Source organism: Streptomyces deserti (assembly GCF_054782695.1).
This window is the reverse complement of sequence record NZ_BAAGRZ010000045.1, coordinates 1-24,362: the sequence shown is the minus strand read 5'-3', so window position 1 is coordinate 24,362 and position 24,362 is coordinate 1. Positions and strand designations below refer to the sequence as shown.

23 protein-coding genes are annotated in these 24,362 nt (G+C 72.7%); 13 read left to right on the top strand and 10 right to left on the bottom strand.

Annotated elements, in window-relative coordinates; genetic code table 11:
- The first annotated feature begins 118 nt into the window (after positions 1–118).
- The 4 genes from ACYVMZ_RS36880 to ACYVMZ_RS36865 are packed head-to-tail and all read left to right on the top strand — an operon-like array spanning position 119 to position 4,753.
- A complete protein-coding gene (locus ACYVMZ_RS36880) occupies positions 119–1,528 on the top strand; it encodes an extracellular solute-binding protein (protein WP_461087267.1) in 1,410 nt (469 codons plus the stop codon).
- Positions 1,525–2,481 carry a carbohydrate ABC transporter permease gene (locus ACYVMZ_RS36875; RefSeq protein WP_461087265.1) on the top strand — a complete coding sequence of 319 codons (957 nt, stop codon included), beginning with the start codon at positions 1,525–1,527 and terminating at the stop codon, positions 2,479–2,481. The genes ACYVMZ_RS36880 and ACYVMZ_RS36875 overlap by 4 nt, the downstream gene beginning before the upstream one ends.
- Positions 2,482–2,495: 14 nt before the next feature.
- Positions 2,496–3,350, top strand: coding sequence for a carbohydrate ABC transporter permease (locus tag ACYVMZ_RS36870; RefSeq protein ID WP_461087263.1), 855 nt, complete (start codon positions 2,496–2,498; stop codon positions 3,348–3,350).
- Positions 3,347–4,753, top strand: a complete 1,407-nt coding sequence (locus ACYVMZ_RS36865; protein WP_461087261.1) for a glycoside hydrolase family 32 protein — start codon at positions 3,347–3,349, stop codon at positions 4,751–4,753. The genes ACYVMZ_RS36870 and ACYVMZ_RS36865 overlap by 4 nt, the downstream gene beginning before the upstream one ends.
- A gap of 32 nt (positions 4,754–4,785) precedes the next feature.
- On the opposite strand, the gene ACYVMZ_RS36860 is transcribed toward ACYVMZ_RS36865, so the two are convergent.
- Entirely contained in the window at positions 4,786–5,850 is a 1,065-nt protein-coding gene (locus ACYVMZ_RS36860; RefSeq protein ID WP_461087259.1) for a LacI family DNA-binding transcriptional regulator, read from the bottom strand.
- A 166-nt stretch (positions 5,851–6,016) separates the two neighbouring features.
- On the opposite strand from ACYVMZ_RS36860, the gene ACYVMZ_RS36855 reads away from it, so the two are divergent.
- Positions 6,017–6,622 carry a DNA polymerase ligase N-terminal domain-containing protein gene (locus tag ACYVMZ_RS36855; RefSeq protein WP_461087300.1) on the top strand — a complete coding sequence of 202 codons (606 nt, stop codon included), beginning with the start codon at positions 6,017–6,019 and terminating at the stop codon, positions 6,620–6,622.
- A gap of 48 nt (positions 6,623–6,670) precedes the next feature.
- Here ACYVMZ_RS36855 and ACYVMZ_RS36850 read toward each other — a convergent pair whose 3' ends face one another.
- The 4 genes from ACYVMZ_RS36850 to ACYVMZ_RS36835 all read right to left on the bottom strand — a co-directional run bounded on the left by ACYVMZ_RS36850 (position 6,671) and on the right by ACYVMZ_RS36835 (position 11,084).
- A complete protein-coding gene (locus ACYVMZ_RS36850; protein ID WP_461087257.1) occupies positions 6,671–9,028 on the bottom strand; it encodes a SpoIIE family protein phosphatase in 2,358 nt (785 codons plus the stop codon).
- A 331-nt stretch (positions 9,029–9,359) separates the two neighbouring features.
- The gene (locus ACYVMZ_RS36845) at positions 9,360–9,827 is read right to left on the bottom strand and encodes a peroxiredoxin (protein WP_461087255.1); all 468 of its coding nucleotides are present in this window, start codon (positions 9,825–9,827) and stop codon (positions 9,360–9,362) included.
- The gene (locus ACYVMZ_RS36840; protein WP_461087253.1) at positions 9,824–10,204 is read right to left on the bottom strand and encodes a MauE/DoxX family redox-associated membrane protein; all 381 of its coding nucleotides are present in this window, start codon (positions 10,202–10,204) and stop codon (positions 9,824–9,826) included. Before ACYVMZ_RS36840 ends, ACYVMZ_RS36845 begins: the two co-directional genes overlap by 4 nt.
- 76 nt (positions 10,205–10,280) lie before the next feature.
- On the bottom strand, positions 10,281–11,084 hold the full coding sequence (locus ACYVMZ_RS36835; protein WP_461087251.1) for an AraC family transcriptional regulator: 804 nt from the start codon (positions 11,082–11,084) through the stop codon (positions 10,281–10,283).
- An 89-nt stretch (positions 11,085–11,173) separates the two neighbouring features.
- Here ACYVMZ_RS36835 and ACYVMZ_RS36830 point away from each other — a divergent pair, with 89 nt between their 5' ends.
- Positions 11,174–12,334, top strand: a complete 1,161-nt coding sequence (locus ACYVMZ_RS36830) for an MFS transporter (RefSeq protein WP_461087298.1) — start codon at positions 11,174–11,176, stop codon at positions 12,332–12,334.
- A gap of 7 nt (positions 12,335–12,341) precedes the next feature.
- Here ACYVMZ_RS36830 and ACYVMZ_RS36825 read toward each other — a convergent pair whose 3' ends face one another.
- Positions 12,342–12,860, bottom strand: coding sequence for a MarR family winged helix-turn-helix transcriptional regulator (locus ACYVMZ_RS36825; RefSeq protein ID WP_461087249.1), 519 nt, complete (start codon positions 12,858–12,860; stop codon positions 12,342–12,344).
- Positions 12,861–13,303: 443 nt separating this feature from the next.
- Between ACYVMZ_RS36825 and ligD the strand changes: the two genes are divergently transcribed.
- From ligD to hemC, 3 genes are all read left to right on the top strand, one after another.
- Positions 13,304–14,284, top strand: coding sequence for a non-homologous end-joining DNA ligase (gene ligD, locus ACYVMZ_RS36820; RefSeq protein ID WP_461087247.1), 981 nt, complete (start codon positions 13,304–13,306; stop codon positions 14,282–14,284).
- Positions 14,285–14,441: 157 nt separating this feature from the next.
- Positions 14,442–15,206, top strand: coding sequence for an NPP1 family protein (locus tag ACYVMZ_RS36815; RefSeq protein ID WP_461087246.1), 765 nt, complete (start codon positions 14,442–14,444; stop codon positions 15,204–15,206).
- 405 nt (positions 15,207–15,611) lie between these two features.
- A complete protein-coding gene (gene hemC / locus ACYVMZ_RS36810; RefSeq protein ID WP_461087245.1) occupies positions 15,612–16,547 on the top strand; it encodes a hydroxymethylbilane synthase in 936 nt (311 codons plus the stop codon).
- Between the two features lie 36 nt (positions 16,548–16,583).
- On the opposite strand, the gene ACYVMZ_RS36805 is transcribed toward hemC, so the two are convergent.
- A complete protein-coding gene (locus ACYVMZ_RS36805; protein ID WP_461087244.1) occupies positions 16,584–17,105 on the bottom strand; it encodes a hypothetical protein in 522 nt (173 codons plus the stop codon).
- Positions 17,106–17,655: 550 nt separating this feature from the next.
- Between ACYVMZ_RS36805 and ACYVMZ_RS36800 the strand changes: the two genes are divergently transcribed.
- Positions 17,656–18,447: an RNA polymerase sigma factor SigF gene (locus tag ACYVMZ_RS36800; protein WP_461087243.1), complete on the top strand. Its 792-nt coding sequence runs from the start codon at positions 17,656–17,658 to the stop codon at positions 18,445–18,447.
- 33 nt (positions 18,448–18,480) lie between these two features.
- Here the strand turns inward: ACYVMZ_RS36800 and ACYVMZ_RS36795 are convergent, their stop codons facing one another.
- Positions 18,481–18,801: an ANTAR domain-containing protein gene (locus ACYVMZ_RS36795; RefSeq protein ID WP_461087242.1), complete on the bottom strand. Its 321-nt coding sequence runs from the start codon at positions 18,799–18,801 to the stop codon at positions 18,481–18,483.
- Positions 18,802–18,998: 197 nt separating this feature from the next.
- Between ACYVMZ_RS36795 and ACYVMZ_RS36790 the strand changes: the two genes are divergently transcribed.
- Entirely contained in the window at positions 18,999–19,793 is a 795-nt protein-coding gene (locus ACYVMZ_RS36790) for a VOC family protein (protein WP_461087241.1), read from the top strand.
- Between the two features lie 479 nt (positions 19,794–20,272).
- Here ACYVMZ_RS36790 and glgX read toward each other — a convergent pair whose 3' ends face one another.
- Together glgX and ACYVMZ_RS36780 are read right to left on the bottom strand one after the other, a co-directional pair.
- Complete coding sequence (gene glgX, locus ACYVMZ_RS36785) at positions 20,273–22,420, bottom strand: glycogen debranching protein GlgX (RefSeq protein ID WP_461087240.1); 2,148 nt, start codon at positions 22,418–22,420, stop codon at positions 20,273–20,275.
- Complete coding sequence (locus ACYVMZ_RS36780; RefSeq protein WP_461087239.1) at positions 22,417–22,929, bottom strand: pep a2; 513 nt, start codon at positions 22,927–22,929, stop codon at positions 22,417–22,419. The genes glgX and ACYVMZ_RS36780 overlap by 4 nt, the downstream gene beginning before the upstream one ends.
- A gap of 332 nt (positions 22,930–23,261) precedes the next feature.
- Between ACYVMZ_RS36780 and ACYVMZ_RS36775 the strand changes: the two genes are divergently transcribed.
- Positions 23,262–23,621 carry a DUF5133 domain-containing protein gene (locus ACYVMZ_RS36775; RefSeq protein WP_461087238.1) on the top strand — a complete coding sequence of 120 codons (360 nt, stop codon included), beginning with the start codon at positions 23,262–23,264 and terminating at the stop codon, positions 23,619–23,621.
- A gap of 73 nt (positions 23,622–23,694) precedes the next feature.
- The coding region (locus ACYVMZ_RS36770) for a maltotransferase domain-containing protein (RefSeq protein WP_461087237.1) at positions 23,695–24,362 on the top strand (668 nt) is incomplete at its 3' end.

Here is a 24,362-nt window from a genome sequence, read left to right as displayed (position 1 = left end):
CCCCATCCCGAGACCTAACTCGTTAAAGGTCAGGCGTTCCCGCGTCTTGACAGGGCCGTAACACGCTTCACATCATCTGGGGCATCAGACCTCGACTAACACGAGTTAGGCCCGCCCGATGACCGACTCGCACCTCACCCGCCGCGCGCTCCTGCGGTACGGCGCCTACGGCGCTTCAGCCGCCGCCCTGGCCGGTACCGCCGCGAGCTGGGACCGGCTCACCGGAGCCGACATCCCCGGCCGCGACGACGGCTCCCTCGTCATCGCCACCCTCGGCCCCGCCTACGGCCCGGCCGCCATCCGCACGCTCACCGAGGGATTCCGCAAGGTCCACCCCGACATCAAGGTCCAGATCAACGCGGTGCAGGCCGTCGACTGGTCGGACTTCTTCGCGAAGATCCTCACCCAGATCGCGGCGGGCACCGCGCCCGACCTCGTCTATGTGGCCACGGAGGGCGTGCAGTTGTTCGCGCAGCGGCTCGGCGTGCCGCTGGACCGGTGGGTGAAGCGGGACGCGGCCGAGCTGCGCGAGTACTTCGCCGACGTCCACCCCTCGCTGGTGGAGTCGATGATGTACGAGGGCAGCCTGTACCAGCTGCCGGTCGAGTTCAACGCGGCCGACATGTACCTGAACAACCAGGTGCTGAAGCGGGCGGGCGCCGCCTTCCCGCCGGCCGACTGGAGCCGCGACGACTTCACCGCGCTGCTGCGGGACATGAAGAAGTCGAGCGGCTCGCAGTTCACGCCGTACTTCTGGACGAACCGGCTGTGGGGCGGGGTGGTGCCCTGGCTGTTCGCGAACGACACCAACCTGCTCGCCGAGTCCAAGGCGCCCGGCGGCGCCTGGCTGTGGGACGGCTTCTACCCGGCCGAGCAGCGGCAGGGCCGGGGCGGCGGCTTCCGCTGGACCGCCCCGCAGGCCACCCACGACCGGGTGGAGGAGGTCTACGACTACCTGGCCCAGCTCGTCCAGGACGGCCTGTGCACCCGCCCCGAGGGCGGCAACGGCCAGAACCTGATCGGCGTGTTCTCCACCGGCCGGGTCGGTGTCACGCCCGCGGGCGGCTTCTGGGCGGGCGGCCTGCACCTGGCGGGCATGAAGGCCGACGGGTTCGACGTGCAGTACTTCCCGCGCTGGCGCACCCAGCGCATGCAGTACGGCGCGGCGGGCTACGCGCTGCTGCGCACGTCGAAGAGGCAGGACGAGGCCTGGGAGTTCATCAAGTACGCGGCCCGCCGGGACACCCTGATGCGGCTGTTCGAGACCAACCAGACGACCCCGGCCCGCCGTTCGATGCTGACGGCCGACCGCTACAAGGAGACCGGCCCGGCGCACTGGCAGGTCTTCTACGACACCCTCGACAAGTTCCCCGACACCGGGCCGATCCCCGCGCCGCCGCAGGTCGCCGAGGTCGAGCAGGTGCTGCTCAAGCACACCGGCACCGCCCTGTCCTCCCCGCGCTCGGTGCGGCCCGCGCTGCGCCGGATGCAGGGCGACCTGGAGAAGGCCATGGAGCGTGACGCATGACGAACACCCAGATCCCGGCTGCCCCGGCGGCACGGCCCGCGGCCCCGCCCGCCGCCGTCGCCCCGCGCGCCTCCGCACGCGACCGCGGCACCCGGCTGCTGGCCACGCTGTTCCTGGCGCCGACGATCGTCGGCATCGTCGTCTTCACGGTCGTACCGATCGTCGGGTCGGTGGTGCTCAGCCTGTTCCACTGGAACGTCATCGACTCCCCGCGCTTCGCCGGAGCCGCCAACTACCGTGCGATGGCCGGCGATTCGACGGTGCTGGTGTCGTTCCGCAACACGCTGGTGTTCATGGTGTTCGCGGTGGCGCTGCAACTGCTGATCGCGCTGGCGCTGGCGCTGGCGGTGAACGGGCGGATGCCGGTGTGGCTGCGCTCGGTGTTCCGCTCGGCGTTCTTCTTCCCGCTGGTGCTGTCCGCCGCGTCGATCTCGGTGGTGATGAAGTACCTGTTCAACCAGGACTTCGGGGTGGTGAACTGGCTGCTCGGCTTCGTCGGGGTCGCGCCGGTGCCGTGGCTGACGTCGGAGAACGCCGCGATGGCGACGGTCGTCCTGGTCTATGTCTGGCAGCAGTTCGGCTTCTCGTTCCTGCTGTTCGTCGGCGGCCTGAACAACATTCCCAAGGAGATCCACGAGGCCGCCGCCCTGGACGGCGCGACCGGGCTGCGCAAACACCTCACGGTCACGCTGCCGTTGCTGTCGCCGACGCTGCTGGTGGCGTCGGTGGTCGGCATCATCAACGCGCTCCAGGTCTTCGAGCAGCCGTACGTCCTCACCGACGGCGGGCCCGGCGACTCCACCCGGACCGTGGTGATGGTGATCTACGAGCGGGCGTTCGAGCAGCTCCGCTTCGGTGAGGCGTCCGCGGTGGGTGTGCTGCTGTTCGTGCTGATCATGGCGGTCACCGCCCTCCAGTTCCGGCTCAGCCGGCGTTTCGTCCACTACCAGTGAGCCGGGTGAGTTCCATGAGCCAAGCAACCCTGTCCTTCAGCCGTGTCCGGTACGGGCTCGCGCCGTGGGCGCGCATCGCCGGGCTGACCGTGTGCGCGCTGCTGACGCTCGGCCCGGTCATCTGGACCGTCTCCACCTCGCTGCGCACCCCCGCCGAGGCCTTCGACCTGCCGCCGCAGCTCATTCCCACGGACCCGTCGGCCGAGGCGTACCGCGGCGTGTTCGACCAGATCGACGTCTGGCTGCTGGCGTTGAACTCCACGCTGGTGACCGCGCTGATCGCGATCGGCCAGATGATCACGGCGGGCCTGGCCGGATACGCCTTCGCGCGCCTGGAGTTCCGGTTCAAGAAGCCGCTGTTCGCCCTGGTGCTGGCGACGATGATGGTGCCGTTGCAGGTCACGATCGTGCCGGTGTTCCTGGTGCTGAAGTCGATGAGCCTGACCGACACCCTGCTCGGCCTGATCGTCCCGGCCTTCCCGACCGCCTTCGGCACCTTCCTGATGCGGCAGTACTTCCTCGGCATGCCGAAGGACCTGGGCGAGGCCGCGATGCTGGACGGCGCCGGGCCCTGGCGCACCTTCCGGTCCGTGTACGCACCGCTTGCCGCGCCCGGCCTCGCGATCGTCGGCGTCCTCGCCTTCAACTACCACTGGAACGAGTTCTTCCGGCCGCTGATCCTGGAGACCTCCGCCCAGAACTACACGTTGCCGCTGGGCATGGTCTCCCTCCAGGGCAACCTCGGCACCGGCTCCATCTCCGTCGTGCTCGCCGGTGTCGTGCTGTCCATGATCCCCGCCGTCGCCGTGTTCGTCGTCGGCCAGCGCCCTCTCCGCGAGGGCATCACCTCCGCAGGAGTCAACCGTTGAGCCTCGCCGCTCCCCCGCACCACCCCGACGCCCCGCGCTTCCGGGTCCGCCCGCCCGCCAACTGGATCAACGACCCCAACGGTCCCTTCCGCTGGCGCGGCCGCTACCACCTCTTCTACCAGCACAACCCCGCCGCCCCGGTGCACGCCGACGTCCACTGGGGCCACGTCTCCAGCCCCGACCTCGCCCACTGGGAGCACCATCCGATCGCGCTCACCCCGACGCCGGGCGGCCCGGACGAGGCGGGCTGCTGGTCCGGGTGCGTCGTCGACGACGGGGGCGTGCCGACCGCCGTGTACACCGGAGTCGACCGTGACCACACCGGCCTCGGCACGATCTGCCTGGCCCGGGCGGCCGACCCGGAGGACGAGCGGCTGACCGAGTGGACACCGCTGCCCACGCCCGTGGTGACCGGCCCGCCGCCCGGTCTGGACGTGGTGATGTTCCGCGACCCGTTCGTCTTCCGGCACGACGGCCGGCGCTGGGCCCTGGTCGGCGCGGGACACGCCGACGGCACGCCGTCGGTCCTGCTGTACGACTGCGACGACCTGAGCGACTGGCGGTTCGCCGGGGTGCTCGCGAACGGCACCGACCCGGTCGCGGTCGAGGCGTTCGGCGCCGGGGCGAGCGGCTGGGAGTGCCCGCAGCTGTACGCCACGCGCGGCGGCGCGTGGGTGCTGGTGGTGTCGCTGTGGGACGGCTCGCCCCTCACCACCGGGTACCTGACGGGGAGTCTGAGTCCCCGCACCGACGGCGGGCTGCGGCTGGAGACCCGCACGGGCGGCCGGCTCGACCACGGCCGGGACTTCTACGCGCCCGCCGTGCTGCAGGAGCCGGACCGCGCCCTGATGTGGGGCTGGTCCTGGGAGGCCCGCGACCAGGAGGAGGCGGTACGCGCCGGATGGGCCGGTGTCCTCACCGCACCCCGGGTCGTCGACGTCCACCCCGACGGCGCGCTCCGTGTCACCCCGGCCCCGGAGCTGGAACTGCTGCGCGCCACCGAGCCGTTCGTCACCGCACCGGGCCGGACCGCGCTCTCGGAGGCGTACGACCTGTCCGTCACGGCCCGCACCCCGACGACCGTGAGCCTGCTGCGCTCGGCCGCCGGCGCGGAACTCACCGTCCGCCTGGACCCGGACGAGGGCACCGTGACCCTCGACCGCGCCGACTGGCCCCGCAGGGAGGCCGAGGACGCGGCGCCGGTCGTGGTGCGCGTCCCCCGCCACGAGGAGCTGAGGCTGCGCGTCCTCGTCGACGGCTCGCTGTACGAGCTGTTCGTCGGCGACCGCGCCATGATCACCGAGCGGGTCTATCAACGCCCAGGCGATGTAAGGGAGTTGGCCGTGGCGGGTGCGGAGGCGGCGGTCACGGGATGGGAGCTGGTCCCGCCGGCGCACGGCTGATCATTCCTCCGGGCGGCGCGCACCTGCCGCCCTCACGGCAGGGGAACCGGTCCCACCGACGCACGGGTGATCACCGGGCACGCCAGCCGCCGCGTCGTGGCGGGCGGGGTCCGGCCCGTGGCGATGGCGTCCAGCAGCAGCCGGGCGGCGGCCTCGCCCATCGCCCGGTGCGGCAGGGCGACCGTGGTCAGGGGCGGGGTGAGGTACGCGGCCATGTGCTCCTGGTCGTCGTAGCCCACCACCGACAGGTCGTCGGGGACGCGTATCCCGAGCCGGGTCGCGGCGTGCAGGACGCCCGCCGCGACCCGGTCGTTGTAGCAGAAGATCCCGGTGGGGCGTCGCCCGGCGGGGGCTCCGTCGAGCAGCCGGGCGGCGCCCTGGTAGCCGCCGGAGATCTCCCCTCCGGTCCGCACGACCCAGTCCTTGGGCACGGTGATCCCCTCGGCGCGCAGTGCGTCGCGGAAGCCGCGCAGCCGTTCGACCGAGGCGATGTCGTCCTGTCCGCCGACGAGGGCGACCCGCCGGTGCCCCTGCTCGAGCAGCAGCCGGGCCGCCGTGCGGCCTCCGGCGCGTTCGGCGGGGATGACGGCGGGCAGCGAGTCGTCCTCGGGCAGGCAGTTGGCCAGCACGGAGTGGGTGCGGTGCAGGCCCTCGGGGACGCGGACGCGGCGCAGGGACATCGCCGCGTAGATGATGCCGTCCACCCGGCGGTCGAGGAGTTCGGCGACCGCCGCGTCCTCCTTGGCCGGGTCGCCGCCGGAGTCGACGGTCAGGACGAGGTGTTCACCGGCCCAGGCGGTCTCCATGGCGCCGCGCAGCAGCCGCCCGGCGAACGGGGAGGAGGCGATCTCGTCGGTGACCAGGCCGATCACCGCCGTACGGCGGCGGCGCAGGCCGCGCGCGACGGGGTCGGGGCGGTAGCCGAGCTGGGCGGCGGCCTGCCGGATGCGTTCCTGGGTGGCGGGCGAGAGGTTGCCCTCGGCCCGGCCGTTGAACACGAAGGAGACCGCGGTGTGCGACACGCCCGCGAGGCGGGCGACGTCCCGCGAGGTGGGACGCGCGGGTCCCGTCGTCTGCCGCTCCTCGGCGCTGCCCATGCCGTCCGCCGCCCTCCTCCCCCACCGGTCCGGTTGATCTTTCCTCACCCTATCCGTGCCGCCGGACGGGCGATACGGCCCGGGGCGGGTCGCGCCCTTGCCGACGGTCGGGCGGGGTACCCGGGGCCTCGCGGGACAGGGTGTGCGGGACAGGAGGGACGTGCTGGTGGGTGAGCGGGACCGGCTGCGGGAGTACCGCGGCAAGCGTGACTTCGACCGGACCGGTGAGCCCCGGGGGCGCGGGACCGCCTCGGGGGCCGGACCCCGGTTCGTCGTGCAGATCCATGACGCGTCCACCCTGCACTTCGACTTCCGGTTGCAGGTGGACGACGTACTGAGGTCCTGGTCGGTCCCGAAGGGCCCTTCGGCGGATCCGAAGGACAAGCGGCTGGCCGTGCCCACGGAGGACCATCCGCTGGAGTACGAGGAGTTCGAGGGCGTGATCGCGAGCGGCGAGTACGGCGGCGGCACCGTGATCGTCTGGGACCACGGCACGTACGAGCCACTGAGCCACGACCGGGAGGGGCGGCCCGTCGACTTCGGGGAGTCCCTGGAGCGCGGGCACGCCCGGTTCCGGCTGCGCGGCTCGAAACTGCGCGGCGAGTACGCCCTCACCCGCTTCCGGAGCGGCCGGGACGACGAGGCCTGGCTGCTGGTGAAGACGGCCGAGGGCGGCTCCCGTGGGCACGGCACCCCGGACCCGCGCCGGGCGCGTTCGGTGAAGTCCGGCCGTACGCTCGCCCAGGTCGCCGCGGACGGCACCGATCAGTGAGCGACGGCCGGGTTCCGGACGCGCTGCCCGCTGCCGACGGGGGCGTGCTCAGAACCCCGGGAGCGACGGGAACGGCGTCAGCGACTGTTCACACCAGATCGTCTTGCCCCTGGGGGTCTGCCGGCTGCCCCAGCGCTGGGTGAGCTGGGCGACCAGCAGCAGTCCCCGGCCGCCCTCGTCGAAGGCGTGCGCCCGGCGCAGGTGCGGGGAGGTCGAACTGCCGTCGGAGACCTCGCAGATGAGTGTGCGGTCACGGATCAGGCGGAGCTGGATGGGCGGCGCGCCGTACCGGATGGCGTTGGTGACCAGTTCGCTGACGACGAGTTCGGTGACGAAGGCGGCCTCGTCCAGGCCCCACGCGGCCAGCTGTGCGGTGGCGGCCTGGCGGGTGCCGGCCACGTGCGCGGGGTCCGGCGGCACGTCCCAGGTGGCGACCTGGTCCGCGCCCAGCGCCCGGGTCCGGGCCAGCAGCAGCGCCACGTCGTCGCTGGGCTCCTCCGGCAGGACGGCCTTCAGCACCGTGTCGCACAGGGCGTCGAGCGAGTCGGCGGGCACGGTCAGGGCGCGGCACAGCTCGTCGGTGGTGTGGTCGACGTCCCGGTCGCGGTCCGCGAGGAGGCCGTCGGTGTAGAGGGCGACGACGGAGCCCTCGGGCAGCTGGAGCTCCGTCGCCTCGAACGGCAGCCCTCCGACGCCGAGCGGCGGCCCCGCCATCAGGGGGACGAGGCGGGTGGTGCCGTCGGGCAGGACGAGGGCGGGTGGGGGATGCCCGGCGGCGGCTGCGGTCAGGCGGCGCGAGACCGGGTCGTACACGGCGTAGAGACAGGTGGCGCCGAGTTCGGCGACGTCGTCCGCGCTGTCGCCGGTGGCGAGGTGGGTGACCAGGTCGTCGAGGTGGGTGAGGAGCTCGTCGGGCGGCAGGTCCACGTCGGCCAGGGTGCGGACGGCCGTGCACAGCCGTCCCATGGTCGCTGTGGACGGGATGCCGTGGCCGACGACGTCCCCGACGACCAGGGCGACCCGGCTGCCGGACAGCGGGATCACGTCGAACCAGTCGCCGCCGATGCCGGCCGCCGAACCGGTGGGCAGGTAGCGGTGGGCGACCTCCACGGCGGCCTGTCCGGGCAGGCCGCGGGGCAGCAGGCTGTGCTGCAGTGCCAGCGCGGTGGACCGCTCGCGGGCGAAGCGGCGGGCGTTGTCGATGCAGACGGCGGCCCGGCTGGCGAGCTCCTCCGCGAACACGGCGTCGTCGGGGCCGTAGTCCTCCGGCTGGGCGATGCGCACCGCGACCGCGACGCCCAGCGTGGTGCCGCGGGCCCGCAGCGGCACCGCCATCATCGAATGGACACCCCTGCGGTAGGGGCGTCCGTCGGGGGCTCGTGCGTTGCGTTCCGCGACCCACCGCATGAACGCCGGCTCCCCCGCCTGGCTGAGGATCACCCGGCCTTCCCGGATCGCCCGCGCGGGCGGCGAGAACGCGGGGTAGACGTCCATCTCGCCGAGGTGCACGGCCGCTTCCGGGGTGCCCTCGGTGACGGAGCCGTGGGCGACCCGGCGCAGCACGATCTCCGCGTCGGGCATCATCGACGGCTCTTCCGCGCCGAGGACCCAGTCGAGCACGTCGACGCTGGCGAAGTCGGCGAACCGGGGCACCACGATCCCGACCAGTTCCTCGGCGGTGCGCACCAGGTCCAGGGTGGTGCCGATGGTGGCCGCCGCCTCGTTCAGCAGGGCCAGCCGCTGCCGTGCCCAGTACTGCTCGGTGCTGTCGAACGCCGCCAGGGCGGTGCCGAGCAGTTCCCCGGAGGGGGCACGTACCGGCCACATCTCGGTGGTCCAGGCGTGCTCCCGGTTCAGGGCGGGTGCGCCCGTGAAGCTCTCGTAGCGGGTCGGCCTGCCCGTCTCGACGACCTGGCGCAGATGCCGCAGGAAGCCCCGGCTGTGCACGGCGTCTTCCACGGTGTCCAGGAAGTACCGGCCGAGCAGGGTCTCCTCCGGCACGCCCATCACCTGGCAGGCCACCTCGTTGAGCCTGAGGTAGCGCTGGCCCGTGTCGAAGACGGACATCGACATGGACGCCTGCTGGAAGGCCTGGCCGGCCAGAGTGGTCTCCGGCTCTCCGGGCGGCAGAGCGCTGACCACGTATCCGTCCGGAGCCCCGTCCGCGCCCGTCACGGCGCACGCCCTCAGCCGGAGCGCCACGGAGGACCCGTCGCGATGCCGAACCCTGACGGTGCCCGCCAGCGCCGACACCGTCGCGGGCGGCACGTCCTCGGCGAGCAGCTCCCGTGCGGCCCGCCCCACGGCCTCCTCGGCCGGGTATCCCGTCAGCCGCCGGGCGCCCTCGCTCCACCCCGTCACCATGCCGCGTGCGTCGATGACCGCCACGGCGGAGGCGTGCTCCATATCGTCCAGAATGATCCGATTACCGCCCCGGTTCAACCGCGCGGGAGCACCGGGGTGGCGCTCATTCCGGTGGGCTGAGCGCGGGCAGCGGTGTCATTCCGGTGGGCTGAGCGCGGCTCCCGGCGTCCTCCGGTTGACCTCCCGGCGTCTTCCGGTTGGCCGAGCGCGGCTCCCGGCGTCTTCCGGGTTGGCCGAGCGCGGCTCCCGGTTGGCCAAGCGCGGCGTCCACGTCCTGCCGGTTGGCCGAGTGCCGGGTCCCGGACTCATCCGGCCGACCGGGTATCACTCCCCGGGCCTGTGCTGATCAGCCCGGCACAGGCCCCGCGCGCGCTCACCCCCGATGCGCGCGAAGCGCGGCAAGCGCACGGTCGGCGTGCGTGTTCATCCGCAGTTCGCTGCGGACGACGTCGAGCACCGTGCGGTCCTGCGCTATGACGAAGGTCGCGCGCTTGGTGGGCGCCAGGGAGAAGCCCCGCTTCACTCCGAACCGCTCGCGGACCGTGCCGTCGGTGTCGGACAGCAGCGGCATGCCGAGGGAGTGCCGACCGGCGAACTCCTGCTGCCGCTCGACGGGGTCCCCGCTGATGCCCACCGGCCGCGCCCCGACGGCGGCGAACTCGGCGGCCAGGTCGCGGAAGTGGCAGGCCTGCGCGGTGCAGCCCGGGGTGAGCGCGGCGGGGTAGAAGAACAGCACGACCGGCCCGTCGACGAGCAGCTCCGACAGGCGGCGGACGGTGCCGGTCTCGTCCGGCAGCGCGAAGTCCTCGACCGTGTCCCCGGTCTCCACCCGCCGGGTCACGACCGGCCCTCCCCGTTCCGGGCGACGCTGCGGACCCACAGCACCAGGGGCACCTGCAGGGGCAGCCGGCCGAACGCCGCGGCCCTCTGCGGCGCGGGGCGGTGCCGCCAGTCGACGGCCATCATCACATTGGCGGGGAACACCCCGACGAAGAACGCCGCGGCCGCCAGCGCGGCGGCCTTGCGGGTCCGCGGCAGCGCCACACCCGCGGCCAGCGCGAGCTCGGCGGCACCGCTCGCATACGTCCAGGTCCTGGGCGAGCCGGGCAGGCTGTGCGGGATGGTCGCGTCGAACGGGCGTGGCGCGGCGAAGTGGGCGACGCCCGCGGCGGCCAGGAGGCCGGCGAGCAGCAGGGGCGAGCGTTCGGACCGGGGCACGGTTCCTCCTCTGATGGCCTGCCGCGCGATATTACTGGACGGTAAGCAGGGTAGGGATTCCGGGTCTTCGGCGCGCTCACGAACGCCGGCTGTGGCTGCCCGGCGTGCAGCCGAACGAGCGGCGGAAGACCGCGATGAACGCGCTGGCGGAGGACCAGCCGCAGCGGTGGGCGACGGTGGTCACGGGCAGGCCGTCGGCCAGCATCCGCAGGGCGTGGTACAGGCGTGCCTGCGTGCGCCACTGGGGGAACGTCATGCCGAACTCGCGGCGGAACAAGCGGCTGAGGGTGCGCTCCCCGGCTCCCGTCGCGGCACCGAGGGCGGCGAGCGTGCGCGGGTCGGCCGGATCGGCGTGGAGGATCGCGCACACCGCGGCCAGGCGCGGGTCGGAGGGGGTGGGCAGGCTCAGCGGCTGCTGGGGAGAGGCGCGCAGCTGGTCGCGCAGGACGGCGAGCAGGCGGCGGCGTTCGGGAGAGGTGTCGTCGGGGTCGCGGGTGTAGGCGAGGATCAGCTCGCGCAGCAGGGGGCTGACCGCGAGGACGGCGGGGGCGTCCAGACCGGGCGGGCCGGCGTCGGCGGGCAGGCCCACTAGGTGCAGGTCGAGCCGGCCGTGGGCACGGTGGGCGTGCACGGTGCCGGCGGGGACCCAGATCGCGCGGGTGCCGGGCGCGAACCAGGTCCCGGCGTCGGTGGTGACCTCGACGACTCCGGCACCCGCGTAGACGATCTGGTGCTCGTCGTGCCGGTGGGCGTCGATGCGGGCGCCCGCGGTCAGCTCCTGGGCTCGGGTCGGCGCCGCCGGAGTGTGCCGGACGTGCGATCCGGGCGGCGTACGGCCGTTCGGCACAAGCGCCCTCGGCGTGTGGCGGATGTTCGACACAAGTCGGCAGGTTATCGAAAGCGGGCCCGCCATCGCGCGCGGAGGATCGCAGGGTGACCAGGAACCGCACCCGCCGATCCATCCCGCTGATGTCCCTCGCTCACGCCTGCGTCGACGTGTACCAGGGAGCCGTCGCCGCCCTGGTGCCGTACTTCGTCGCCGAGCGTGCCTACTCCTACGCCGCCGCCTCGGGCGTCGTTCTGGCCGCCTCGCTGCTGTCGTCGCTGGTGCAGCCGCTGTTCGGGGTGCTCACCGACCGGTGGGCCATGCCGTGGCTGCTGCCGCTGAGCGCGCTGACCGCCGGGACCGGTGTCGCCCTGAGCGGAGTCACCGGCTCGTACGCGCTGACCCTGGCGGTGGTGGCCGTGTCGGGGATCGGCGTGGCCGCCTACCATCCGGAGGCCGCCCGCGCGGCACGCGCCGCGGCGCGCGGCAGCCACACGGCGATGGGCTGGTTCTCCCTCGGCGGCAACGTCGGCTTCGCCCTGGCACCGCTGCTGGTCGCCGCCGTCGTCGCCACGGCCGGGCTGCGCGCCTCTCCCCTGCTGATCGTCCCGGCCCTCGTAGGCACGGCACTGTGCCTGGCGGCGGTGCGCTCGGCCGGGCCCCGTGCCCCGGCCGCCGGTGCGTCCGTCGCCGTCGGTCGCGACGACTGGCCGTCGTTCGTCCGGCTCTCCGGTGCCGTCGTCTGCCGGTCGGTCGTCTTCGTCGGGCTGAGCGCGTTCGTCTCGCTGTACGTGCGGGAGCGGACCGGCGGCGGGGAGGCGGCCGGCACGGCGGCGCTGTGCGTGCTCTACGCCGGCGGTGCGGTGGGCACGCTGGCCGGGGGGCGGCTGGCCGAGCGGTACGGGCGACTGGCGGTGGTGCACCGGTCGTACGCGCTGACGGTGCTTGCCGTGGCCGGGGTGGTGCTGGTGCCGGGGTGGCCGGTGTACGTGTGCGTGGCGCTGGCGTCGGCGGGCCTGTACGTGCCCTTCTCTCTGCACATCACGCTCGGCCAGGACTTCCTGCCCCGCCGCGTGGGCACGGCGAGCGGGGTCACGCTGGGGCTGACGGTGAGCGTGGGCGGGCTCGCGGCCCCGGCCGTCGGCGCGCTGGCCGACGCCACGTCGCTGCGGACGGCGCTGCTCCCGCTGATCGCGCTGCCCGCGCTGGGCGGACTGCTGCTGCGCGGACTGCCCGAGCCCGCCGCCCCGCCCGGGGCACCGGCCCCCGAGCCCGTGGACGCACGCGGGACCGGGGCGCGGTGAGGGCGGGTCAGGTGGCCGCCGGGGCGGAGGTCTGCGGTTCGGTGTCCTCGTCGACGGTGTGCGCGAGGAAGTCGTCGACCATGCGGTGGAACAGGGTGGCGAGCTGCCGCAGTTCCTCGGGCGACCAGTCGGCCAGCGCCATCTGCATGCCGCGGGCTCCGGCCTCGCGGACGCGGGCGATGGCCTGCCGGCCGGCGTCGGTGAGCTCGATGCGCTGGGCGCGGCGGTCGTCGGGGTCGGGGACGCGGGTGACGTAGCCGGACTTCTGCAGTTGCTGCACCGTGCGGGTGACGTGCGAGGCCTCCACGCCCAGCCGGGCGGCCAGCTCCCCCGGCCGCAGCGGCTCGGAGTCGGCGATCTGCCGCAGGAGCGCGACGGCGGCTCGGTCGAGCGGCACGCCCGCCAGGGCCATCAGCCGGTCGTGCCGACGGGCGCGCGTGCTCAGGTAGGTGATGCGGGTGAGCGCTCGCTCGATCTCGATCACTTCGGGGCACGCGGGGACGTCGGGGAGCGGTGGGGTGGGCATGCGCTCAGTTTACCATCTCGTTGCCTAACTCAAGTAATTTGCCGACTGCTGCTTCGCCGCGCCGTAGGCGCACCATGCACGGTCGCCGGCCAGGCCGCGCCGACCGCGATCGCCTGCCGCCCCCGCCCCGGCGCCGGGCGGCGGCTACGGCCTCACCGACCTCGTTCTCGGTCTTCCAACCCTCCTCTTTGCCCTGATCACCTGGCAGTCACCACGGCCCTGCCCCGCCCCCCGACCGAGGAACCGGAAGACCGCACCCCATGACCATTCGCGTCCGCTGGGCACCCGCTAACCTGCCCAACTCGCCCTCCTCGCCCACCAGTCGGGCCTCGTACGGGCCACGCCGCCGTCGCCCGGCGACCGCTGACGTCCGGGTGGCGCCGTTCAGGGGAAACCGGCGCCGAACGCGCGTGGCGGCGCACGGGCGCGTCCACAACTCACCCGTGGACCTGCCGCTGATCCCCCCGATGCTCGCCACGCCCGGCACCCTGCCGCCCGCCGCGCAGGACGCGCGCTGGGCCTACGAGACCAAGCAGGACGGCCAGCGCGTGGTGGTCTACCTCCCCGGGGACGGCAGCGTGCTGCTGCGCGCCCGGTCCGGGCAGGACATCACGGCCGCGTACCCCGAACTGCTGCCGCTCGGCACCGCCCTCGGCAGCACGCCCGCCGTCCTGGACGGAGAGGTCCTCGCGCTGGACGAACAGGGCCGGGCGAACTTCCAGTTGCTGCAGTCCCGCATGGGCCTGGCCCACGCGCCCGGCAGGGCGGCCCGGCGGGCGGCGGCCGTCCCCGTCCACCTGGTGCTGTTCGACCTGATGCACCTGGGCCGGAACTCCCTGCTCCGCCTCCCCTACACCCGGCGCCGCGCCGCCCTGGAGGACCTCGGCCTCGACGGACCGTCCTGGTCGACCCCGGCCGCGCTCGTCGGCCACGGCGCCGAAGCCCTGCGCGCCACCCGTGAGCACGGCCTGGAGGGTTTGGTGTGCAAGCGGCTGGACTCGGTGTACGAGCCGGGGGTGCGCTCCCGGGCCTGGATCAAGATCCGCAACATGCGCGGCGAGGACGTCCTGATCGGCGGCTGGCTGCCCGGCAAGGGACGACTCACCGGACTGCCGGGCGCCGTGCTGGTCGGTCAGCGGACCGCCGGGCGGCTGCGGTACGTCGGCGGTGTGGGCACCGGCTGGAGCGAGACCGAGCGGACGGAACTCGCCGCGCTGCTGCGGGCCGCCGCCACCGACGTGTGCCCCTTCGACCCCGCGCCGTCCGTACCCGGCGCGCACTGGGTGGTGCCGACGCTGGTCGGCGAGGTCCGCTACAGCACCCGCACCCGGGACGGGATGCTGCGCCAGCCGTCCTGGGTGCGGCTCCGCCCGGACCTCGCACCCGAGGAGGCGGCGGCCGACCTTCCGGACGACCTGGCCTGAACCGGCGTCAGGACTTCCGGTTATTGGGCTGCCCTTCACCACGGGGACACCTACCCCCTCTTGGCATGGACGCACTCAACCGGGAAGCTGAACTCCCGCTTCCCCCACAGCCGTTGGGCTGCGCCCGGAAACAGAGGAGGACGCAGTGTCGTCACGCATGCCTGGACCCCGCCGCGGGAGATGGCTCACCGGCCTGGCCGGTGCCGTCGCCCTGGTCGTCGCCTTCCCCGCCACCGCGTTCGCCGCGCCGCCCCCGGCACTGCCCGCCAACGCCGAGGCGCTGGAGCGGACGTACCAGCCCGCGTACGACTACGACACCGACGGCTGCTACCCCACACCCGCCATCGGCCCGGACGGCACGGTCAACGGCGGCCTCAGCCCGACCGGCGCCCTCAACGGCAACTGCCGCGATGCCTCGGACCTCGACAACACCAACGGCTACGCGCGCTCCAAGTGCAACAACGGCTGGTGCGCCGTCATGTACGCCCTGTACTTCGAGAAGGACCAGGCCGTGGCCGGCAGCGGCATCGGCGGCCACCGGCACGACTTCGAGCACGTCGTGGTGTGGGTGCAGAACAACACGGTGCAGTACGTCTCGACGTCCAACCACGGCTCGTTCACCGTGCACGCCCGGTCCGCGGTCCGCTTCGACGGCACGCACCCGAAGATCGTCTACCACAAGGACGGCATCAGCACGCACTGCTTCCGCCTGGCCGGCTCGGGCGACGAGCCGCCGGAGAACCACGAGGGCACCTGGCAGTACCCGCCGCTGGTCGGCTGGAACAGCTACCCGGCGGGCATCCGCGAGAAGCTGACCGCGTACGACTTCGGCAGTGCCAACTTCGGCCTGAAGGACGGCAGTTTCGCCTCCCATCTCGCGGCGGCCAAACCGTCCGGCATCGCCTTCGACCCGAACACCTGATCTACCCGGGCTCCGGCCGACGGCGTAGACCGGCGGCCGGAGCCCGCTTCCGCCCCTGGCCCGATCCGGAGGTCCCGGCCGCGACCCACCGCTACGCCACCCACGGCCACGGCGAACCGACCATGCTGGTACACGCGGCGACCGCCCCCAACGCGGTTCACCGACACCGCCCTCGACACCGGCGACGACCGGGCCCTGGCCGCCGCGCTGCGCGCGGTGGAGCTGAGCGAACCGCGCGCCTGAGCGGGCGTACAGGGCATCGAGGCTGCGCCGGCCACGAGCCGGAGGCGTTCGTACGGCACGTGCTCGACCGGTCCGGGCCACTCCTCTCCGCCTGGTCTCCCGGGAGGGCGGAGTCGGGCGGTACGGCACGGAGGCAGTCCCGCGAGGGTCTATCGTGTCCGCATGTCCGTCCCCGAACTGATCCGCATCGTCTCCCGCGACTCGCCGATGGCGCTCGCCCAAGTGGAACGTGTCCGGGCCGAGTTGGCCGCCGCCCATCCCGGTGTGCGCACCGAGGTCGTCCCGGTGAAGACGACCGGGGACAAGTGGATGGGCGATCTGTCCAAGGTCGAGGGCAAGGGCGCGTTCACCAAGGAGGTGGACGCCGCGCTGCTGGCCGGTGAGGCCGATCTCGCGGTGCACTGCGTCAAGGACGTGCCCGCCGACCGGCCGCTCCCCGCGGGCACGGTGTTCGCCGCGTTCCTGAAGCGGGACGACATCCGCGACGCCCTCGTCCACCCGGGCGGGCTCACCCTGGACGAGCTCCCGGAGGGGACCCGGATCGGGACCTCCTCGGTGCGCCGGATCGCACAACTGGCCGCCACCCACCCGCACCTCGAGTGCGTGCCGTTCCGCGGCAACGCCAACCGGCGGCTGGAGAAGCTGGCCGCCGGCGAGGCGGACGCGCTGCTGCTCGCGGTCTCCGGCCTGGAGCGCATCGACCGCCGTGACGTGATCAGCGAGATCCTCTCCCCCGAGACGATGATGCCGCCGATAGGAGCGGGCATCCTCGCCCTGCAGTGCCGCGAGGACGACACCGACCTCATCGACGCCGTGAGCGGACTCGGCGACCCGGACACGCACCGGGAGGCCACCGCCGAGCGCATGTTCCTGCACGTGCTGCAGGGACACTGCAACAGCCCGATCGCCGGGTACGCGCGCGTGGACCGCGGTGGGGAACTGTCCCTGCGGGCCTGTGTGTTCACCCCGGACGGCAAGACCCGGCTGAACGCCCACGAGTGGGCGGGCCGGCTCGATCCGGCCACCCTCGGCACATCGGTCGCCGTGGCCCTGCTGCGTCAGGGCGCCCGCGAGATCATCGACGGCATCCCGCACTGACGCCCTGACGCCGGATCGGCGGGGACCGGACGGGGATCAGGCGGTGCCTTCCTCCGCCTGGTCCCGCAGGAAGACGCTCACCTGGTGCGCGAGGCTCTCGCGCTCCGCGCACGGCTGGGCCCCGGCGGTCCCCTCGTGCACCCCGATGCCGCCCGCCCACAGCCGCCGGTCGGTCCACTCCTCCTCGACCCGCAGCTGGACCTGGACGTCCACGTGGCTCAGGGACGCCTCCGGGCCTGCCCCGTAGAGCACGGCGGTGGCCCGGCGCAGCGGGTAGACGTCGAAGCCCTCGATGAACTGCGAGTTGCGCCAGTCCAGGAAGGCGCTCTCGCCGTCGGGGCCGATCCGCACGTCGATCTGGCCGTCCTCGAGGTGGATGCCGAAGTGACGGCTGCCGCGGTTCTCGACCGTCACACGGAGACTGAAGTACGTCAGCCCCTCGGCGGCGTCGTCACGTCCCCGCGGTGGCTCGGCGAGTTCCAGACGGTGGACGCGGACCCGCAGACCGGCATGCTCGTCGTACTCCTGCCAGTCCCCGACCACGTTCGGCTCGTACACAGTGCACCTCTCGACCTCTGGAAGCTGCTTCCTATCTGTGCGCTCAGTGCACTGTCAAATGAGCAGAATGCGCTGTGGCCAGGCAGTTCACCCTTTTTGATCGGTGATCAAGCCGTGCGCAGGAAGAATCCGCCGACAGGTTTGGAAAGCGCTTGCCGAGGCGTGCCGCACATCACGTTCCCGGGTGAAGATCAACGGTCTGGCCGGCCCAGGAGCACGGAGGCCGCAGTGGTGCCGAGCGCGGCGGCCCCGAGCAGCACCTCGAAGTCGGCCGTCACGAGGGCGTCGGCCAGTTCTTCCGGGAAGGTCTCGGGTGCGTGCCGTCGGGACGAACACCGCGCACGCGCCGCATTCCGCCAGCACCGTCCTGTCCACCTATGTCATGATTTGTTTTGAGAACACGGCGCCCGGGAATGGGCTCCTCAGTGCTTCGGACAGGAGGCACGCCCGTGGGAGCCGGCCCACCCGGCCCCGGCGTACTCCGCCAGGTCCGAGTTCGCGCTTCCCACGGTGTCTGTCCACTCAGCACCTGCTCAGGGAGGTGCGCATCATGCGTATCGCCGGCAGCACCAAACCGCACCCCCACGACGACGCCCCGGACACCGCCGAGGCGTTCGACCGTCTCGCGCGCCTTCCCCAGGGCCCCGAGCGCAAGGCCCTGCGGGACGAGCTGGTCCAGGCATGGCTGCCGATGGCCGAGCGCATCGCCGTCCGCTTCCGCGGGCGCGGTGAGGCCCTCGAGGACCTGTACCAGGTGGCGGCCCTGGGCCTGGTCAAGGCCGTCGACCACTACGACCCGGCCCGCGGCAACGCCTTCGAGGCGTACGCCGTGCCGACGGTCACCGGCGAGATCAAGCGCCACTTCCGTGATCACATGTGGACGCTGCACGTCCCGCGCCGGGTCCAGGACCTGCGCAACCGGGTCCGGCAGGCCGCCAAGGAGCTGTCGCAGACCACCCCGGGCCGGCCCCCCACCGTGGCCGAGATCGCCGAGTACGCGCACCTGAGCGAGAGCGAGGTGCGCACCGGGATGGAGGCCCTGGAGTGCTTCTCCGCGCTGTCGCTGGAGGCGGAGATGCCCGGGACGGACGGGTACGCCCTCGGGGACGCGATCGGCGGACCGGACCCTGCCTTCGACATCATCGTCAACCGCGTCGCCGTCAAGCCCTGCCTGGAGGCGCTCCCCGAGCGCGAGCGGGTCATCCTCTACCTGCGGTTCTTCCGGGGCATGACCCAAAGTCGCATCGCGGAGCAGCTCGGCATCTCGCAGATGCACGTCTCCCGGCTGCTCAGCAGTTGCTTCGCCCACCTGCGCGAGGAGCTGCTGACCGAGAACCGCTGAGCCGGGCGTCTTCCCCCAGCGCCGCCGGGCGGGTCACCACTCCGGCGGCGCCTCGGGAATCTGGGTGGGACCGAAACGGTCCAGGGCGTCTTCCAGTTCCGCCCGTATTTGCGGGGGCATGACACCGGTGCGCCCCCAGACGAGAATCAGTTCCGCGACTCGACGCAGTTTGATGTTCGTGTGCTGGGAAACCTCCTTCAGCACCGCCCATCCCTCATCCGGCGCCACCCGGCCGAGCGCGACGATCATCCCGATCGCCTGGTCCACGACGGCATGGGAGACGACCGCCTCCTTCAGCTGCCGGACCTCTTCCTCCAGCTCGAAGATCCGCTCCGAGCCCCCGTCCGTGGGCATGGTCACCTCCGGGTCCGGTGCGCCGTGGTCCGACCCATCCATCGTCCTCACTCGTGCTTCCCGGTGCCACCGGGAGGATCCGCCACCGTTTTGGTGCCGTCCCGGGGGTACTCGGCAGGCGCCACGAGCGGTTCCGGTCGGACACTGGTGTCATGCCTCCGGTGGCTGCCGGCCGACGAGATCAGGACGCGACTGCCATGAACGACAAGCCCTCCCCCGCCGCTACGAAGATGTCCACGCACTCCGTGTTCGGAGCACCCTGCTGGGTGAGTCTGACCAGCCGGGACCTGAAGGCGACGGAGGAGTTCTACGGGGCCGTACTGGGCTGGCAGTGGCGGCCGGCCCGACTCGGCGACCGCTTCCGGATCGCCCTGGCGGACGGGGCGCCGGTGGCCGGGATCGCCGGGGTCGCCACCATGTGGCAGATGGCGGTGGCCTGGACGCCGTACTTCGCCGTGCCCAGCGCGGACGAGGCGGTGGCCCGGGTGCAGGAACGCATGGGCACGGTCGCGGTCGGGCCGATCTCCCTGCCGCCCGGACGCGCGGCCCTGCTCGCCGACCGGGACGGGGCGACCTTCGGGATCTGGGAGGGAGAGCTGTTCACCGACTGGGAGACCTGGCGGCACGCCCAGCCGGCCTTCATCACCCTCCACACACGTGACGCCTTCGACGCCGCCATCTTCTACGGCGAGGTCCTCGACTGGGCGTCGGAGCGCCCCGGCTGCTGCGAGGTCCAGTACGAGGGCGGCGAGGTGGTGCTGCGCAGCCGCGGTGACGTGGTGGCGCGCATCGAGTCGGGGGCGCTGGAGGCGGCACCCGATCCCACCATCCGTCCGCACTGGCAGGTCCACTTCACCGTGGCGGACGTGTCGGCCTGTACCCGGGCCGCGGAACTGCACGGCGGCAGCGTCCTGTCCAAGGGCAGCGACGAAGCCGTGCTGCGCGACCCGGACGGCGCACAGTTCACGGTCACCTCACGGCGCGGCCGCTGAGCTCACGGGAACCGCGCGCGGGCACTGGTCCTCACCCGATCCGCGGCGCTGCCGCTGACGGCCACCAGGTCTTCACCAAACCCCGCGCGGCCACTGGACCTCACCCGATCCACGGCCCGGCCGCTGACGGCCACCGGCCGGGCTTCCCGGCAGGAGGACGGACACGTCGCGGCGCGCGCAGCCGCTGACCGCCGCCGGACCGGACGCGGCGGCCGGGAGGTCACCCCGCGCTGCGGCCAACGACCGCCGCCCGGGCCGGGCGCGGCGGCCCGGGCACACACGAAGCCGGACCGGGCACGGCGGCCGAGGCGCCCTACCAAACCGGCCGGGCGCGCGGCCGGGGCACCACACCAAGCCAGCCGGGCACGGCGGCCCAGGCACCACACAAGCCGGGCCGGGCACGGTGGCCCGGGCGCCGCGCCGAGCCGGACCCGACGGCCGCGGCCGAGCGCCGTACCGGACGGGCGACCGTGCCCCGTTCACCGGGCGGTGCGGGACGGCCGTGACAGCAGTACCAGGCTGCGTGCGCCGACCGTCAGCCGTGTGCCCGCCTTGTGCTCCGCCTCGTCGGGGATGCTGTCCGGGTCCGCGGTGTCGATGAGCGTGGTCCAGCGCTCGCCGTAGGTGGCGTCCGGCAGGCGGAAGTCCACCGGCTCCCAGTGGCTGTTGAGCAGCAGCAGGAAGGAGTCGTCCACCACGCGCCGGCCGCACGGGTCGGGTTCGGCGATCGCGTCGCCGTTGAGGAAGACGCCGACGGAGTGCGCGTCACCGCGCTGCCAGTCGTCGTCGGTCATCTCCTGGGCGTCCGGTGCCAGCCACACCAGGTCGGGCAGCGGCTGCCCCGCGTGGGTCACGGTCTCGCCGCGGAAGTAGCGGCGCCTGCGCAGCACCGGGTGGGCGGTACGCAACCCGATGACGTACCGGGTGAACTCCAGCAGGGAGCGCTGTTCGTCGGTCAGACGCCAGTCGATCCAGGAGATCTCGTTGTCCTGGCAGTAGGCGTTGTTGTTGCCTCGCTGGGTGCGGCCCAGTTCGTCGCCGTGGCAGAGCATCGGGATGCCCTGCGACAGCAGCAGCGTGGCGAGGAAGTTGCGCTGCTGGCGGGCGCGCAGCTCCAGCACGGCGGCGTTGCGGGTCTCGCCCTCGGCTCCGCAGTTCCAGGAGCGGTTGGTGGACTCACCGTCCTGGTTGCCCTCGCCGTTGGCCTCGTTGTGCTTGTCGTTGTACGAGACCAGGTCGCGCAGGGTGAACCCGTCGTGCGCGGTGACGAAGTTGACGCTGGCGCGCGGGCGGCGCCTGCTGTGCTGGTACAGGTCGGAGGAGCCGGTCAGCCGGGAGGCGAACTCGCCGAGCGTGTGGTCCTCGCCGCGCCAGAAGTCCCGTACGGCGTCCCGGTACTTGCCGTTCCACTCCGACCACAGCGGCGGGAAGTTGCCCACCTGGTAGCCGCCCTCGCCGACGTCCCACGGCTCGGCGATCAGCTTGACGCGGCTGATCACCGGGTCCTGCTGGATGAGGTCGAAGAACGCCGACAGCCGGTCCACCTCGTGGAACTGCCGGGCCAAGGTCGCCGCGAGGTCGAAGCGGAAGCCGTCGACGTGCATCTCGGTGACCCAGTACCGCAGCGAGTCCATGATCAGCTGAAGGACGTACGGGTGACGCATCAGCAGGCTGTTGCCTGTGCCGGTGGTGTCGTAGTAATGCTCCCAGTCGCCGTCGACCAGGCGGTAGTAGGAGGAGTTGTCGATGCCGCGGAAGGAGAGGGTGGGGCCCATCTCGTTGCCCTCGGCGGTGTGGTTGTAGACGACGTCGAGGATCACCTCGAGCCCGGCCGCGTGCAGCGTTCTCACCATCTGCTTGAACTCGGCGACCTGCTGGCCGCGGGTGCCGTGGGCGGCGTAGGCGTTGTGGGGCGCGAAGAAGCCGATCGTGTTGTAGCCCCAGTAGTTGGCCAGGCCGCGGTCGATCAGCACCCCGTCCTGGACGAACTGGTGCACCGGCATCAGTTCCACGGCCGTGACGCCCAGCGAGGTCAGGTGCTCGACGACCGCGGGGTGCGCGAGCCCGGCGTACGTGCCGCGCAGTTCCTCGGGGACGTCGGGGTGGGTGCGGGTCAGGCCCTTGACGTGCGCCTCGTAGATCACGGTGTCGGCGTACGGCCGGCAGGGGCGGCTGTCGTCGCCCCAGTCGAAGGCCGGGTCGGTGACCACGCCGAGCATGGTGTGCCCGGCGCTGTCGGCCGGGTCGGGGCCGTCCGGGTTGCGCTCGTAGAGCGAGGGGTGGTTGTCGATCTGCCCGTCCACGGCCCGGGCGTACGGGTCGAGGAGCAGCTTCGCCGGGTTGCACCGGTGGCCCAGCGCCGGGGCCCACGGCCCGTGCACGCGGTAGCCGTAGCGCTGGCCGGGGCCCACGCCGGGCAGGTAGCCGTGCCACACGAAGCCGTCGACCTCGGTGAGCGGCACCTGGGTGTGACTGCCGTCGTCGTCGACGAGGACGAGCTCGACACGTTCGGCGACCTCGCTGAACAGGGCGAAGTTGGTGCCCTTGCCGTCGTAGGCCGCACCCAGCGGGTAGGGGTGCCCGCTCCACGCGGGCACCCCTGTCCGGGTCTCGTGCCGCCGGGTCACCGGGCCTCCTCCAGGACCTCGTCCGGCGTACTGGACGGGTCGGCCAGCTGGGCGACCCGCACCTCGCGGGGCACCTCCAGGCCCTCGCGCAGGTGCGGGGCCGGAGCGGTCGGCACGAGCGGGACGCGTTCGCCGGCGCGGGCGCGCTGCGAGAACCAGATGACCTTGCTGCCGGTCTCGGTGGCGCAGCAGCCCCAGCCGTCGCTCTCGCGGGCGATGTGTTCCAGGCAGGCGCGCAGCTCCTGGTCCGGGCGCAGGGCGCGGTCGTTGTCGCCGATGGCGGTGATGAGGTGCTGTCCGTTCCACCACATCTCGATCGACGTGTTCTTGTCCGTGGCGTGCTCGTCGATGGCCCGCAGCAGCATCTCGGCGCCGCGGCAGACGGGCTCCACCAGGTTCTCCAGGTCCCAGAACCTCAGGTGAGCGGCCAGAATGCGGCTGACCTGTCCCACCCGTTCCGGGCTGACTTCCACGTCGAGGTGGTAGTAGCAGGGCACTGCGGTCTTCATCGGTTGGCTCCTCACCGCGAAGCTCCCGCTCCTCCTCGCCCCTGCGGGACGAGCCCCGAACACGGAACGTGAGCTCTTATCGCTTCTGAGTCACCTTCAGCGTGAGGGCGCTAGTCCATTCGTGCAACACGAGCGCACAACTGAGGTGTTTGAGCACGGAATCCTGAGCCCACAGCGGTGGTTGAAGATCCAACAAGACGGTGCGTCGTCACCCGTGCACCATGTGTGAAGAACTCGATCGCCGTTACGGAGTCCGTGCCCGCTGTGCGCACGGCCGCCGCCCGACCGTCGGGAGAACGTGCCCCATCGAGCCCCGAAAGGTGAACGGCGCCATGCTGCTACCCGCCAAAGCCGAAGTCGCCCGGCAGTTGCGGCGTTACCGGGCCTGGGAACGCGTCATGCTCGCGGCACCGACCGACCGCACGGTGCGGGCCACCTTCGAGGACTCCGGCTACACCCTGTGCGTGCTGATGGGGAAGCGCTGCGCGCGGGAGGCGGCGGATGCCGCGGAACGGTATCTGCGGACGAACCTCGTCACCTATTTGCAGGAGTCCCGTCCGCAGGAGTCCCGTCTGCGGGAGTCCCGTCTGCGGGAGTCCCGTCCGCCGGAGCCGAAGGAACGGCCCCGTCCGGCCGGTGCGACCCGGCGGGGCCCGCCCACGGCCGAGCGGCGGTCCCCGGCGGGAAGGTAGCGACCTTCCCGCCGCAGTTTGGTCCCCTGGCCGGGCCTTTGCCCGGTGTCGAGCACGGTGGAGGTGAAGACCCATGAGGACGACCCGGGCCATCGGTCGGATCCCGGTACGGGACGTGCGGCCGGCCGTGGAGTGCGGCCAGCGGCCGGCGAAGGCGGTCGTGGGAGAGACGTTCGAGGTCACCGCCACCGTGTTCCGTGAGGGGCACGACGCGGTCGCCGCCAATGTCGTCCTGAAGGATCCGGAGGGCCGCCCCGGGCCGTGGACGCCGATGCGGGAGCTCACCCCGGGCACGGACCGGTGGGGCGCCGAGATCACCGCGGACGCCGTGGGCCACTGGACGTATCGCGTGGAGGCGTGGGGCGACCCGGTGACCACCTGGCGCCGGATCGCCGGCATAAAGGTTCCGGCCGGCCTCGACCCGGGGCTGGTGCTGGAGGAGGGCGCCGAGCTGTACGAGCGGGCCGCCGCCGGGATCCCGAAGGAGGACGGGCGCGCCGTGGTGCTGGCCGCGGCCGACGCCCTGCGCGACGAGGACCGCCCGGCGGCGGCCCGCCTGGCGGCGGCGCTCACGCCGGAGGTCGACCAGGTGCTGGCCCGCCACCCGCTGCGCGAGCACGTCACCAGCAGTGAGCCGATGCCGTTGCTGGTGGAGCGGGAGCGGGCGCTGTACGGCTCCTGGTACGAGTTCTTCCCCCGCTCCGAGGGCACGCCCGAGCAGCCGCACGGCACCTTCCGCAC

What these genes read in the sequence shown, in the direction of transcription:
- ACYVMZ_RS36880 (WP_461087267.1), top strand. Translation starts at nt 119, where the DNA reads ATGACCGACTCGCACCTCACCCGCCGCGCGCTCCTGCGGTACGGCGCC.
- ACYVMZ_RS36875 (WP_461087265.1), top strand. Translation starts at nt 1,525, where the DNA reads ATGACGAACACCCAGATCCCGGCTGCCCCGGCGGCACGGCCCGCGGCC.
- ACYVMZ_RS36870 (WP_461087263.1), top strand. Translation starts at nt 2,496, where the DNA reads ATGAGCCAAGCAACCCTGTCCTTCAGCCGTGTCCGGTACGGGCTCGCG.
- ACYVMZ_RS36860 (WP_461087259.1), bottom strand. Translation starts at nt 5,850, where the DNA reads ATGGGCAGCGCCGAGGAGCGGCAGACGACGGGACCCGCGCGTCCCACC.
- ACYVMZ_RS36850 (WP_461087257.1), bottom strand. Translation starts at nt 9,028, where the DNA reads ATGGAGCACGCCTCCGCCGTGGCGGTCATCGACGCACGCGGCATGGTG.
- ACYVMZ_RS36830 (WP_461087298.1), top strand. Translation starts at nt 11,174, where the DNA reads ATGTCCCTCGCTCACGCCTGCGTCGACGTGTACCAGGGAGCCGTCGCC.
- ACYVMZ_RS36825 (WP_461087249.1), bottom strand. Translation starts at nt 12,860, where the DNA reads ATGCCCACCCCACCGCTCCCCGACGTCCCCGCGTGCCCCGAAGTGATC.
- ACYVMZ_RS36815 (WP_461087246.1), top strand. Translation starts at nt 14,442, where the DNA reads ATGCCTGGACCCCGCCGCGGGAGATGGCTCACCGGCCTGGCCGGTGCC.
- hemC (WP_461087245.1), top strand. Translation starts at nt 15,612, where the DNA reads ATGTCCGTCCCCGAACTGATCCGCATCGTCTCCCGCGACTCGCCGATG.
- ACYVMZ_RS36800 (WP_461087243.1), top strand. Translation starts at nt 17,656, where the DNA reads ATGCGTATCGCCGGCAGCACCAAACCGCACCCCCACGACGACGCCCCG.
- ACYVMZ_RS36795 (WP_461087242.1), bottom strand. Translation starts at nt 18,801, where the DNA reads ATGCCCACGGACGGGGGCTCGGAGCGGATCTTCGAGCTGGAGGAAGAG.
- ACYVMZ_RS36790 (WP_461087241.1), top strand. Translation starts at nt 18,999, where the DNA reads ATGAACGACAAGCCCTCCCCCGCCGCTACGAAGATGTCCACGCACTCC.
- ACYVMZ_RS36780 (WP_461087239.1), bottom strand. Translation starts at nt 22,929, where the DNA reads ATGAAGACCGCAGTGCCCTGCTACTACCACCTCGACGTGGAAGTCAGC.
- ACYVMZ_RS36775 (WP_461087238.1), top strand. Translation starts at nt 23,262, where the DNA reads ATGCTGCTACCCGCCAAAGCCGAAGTCGCCCGGCAGTTGCGGCGTTAC.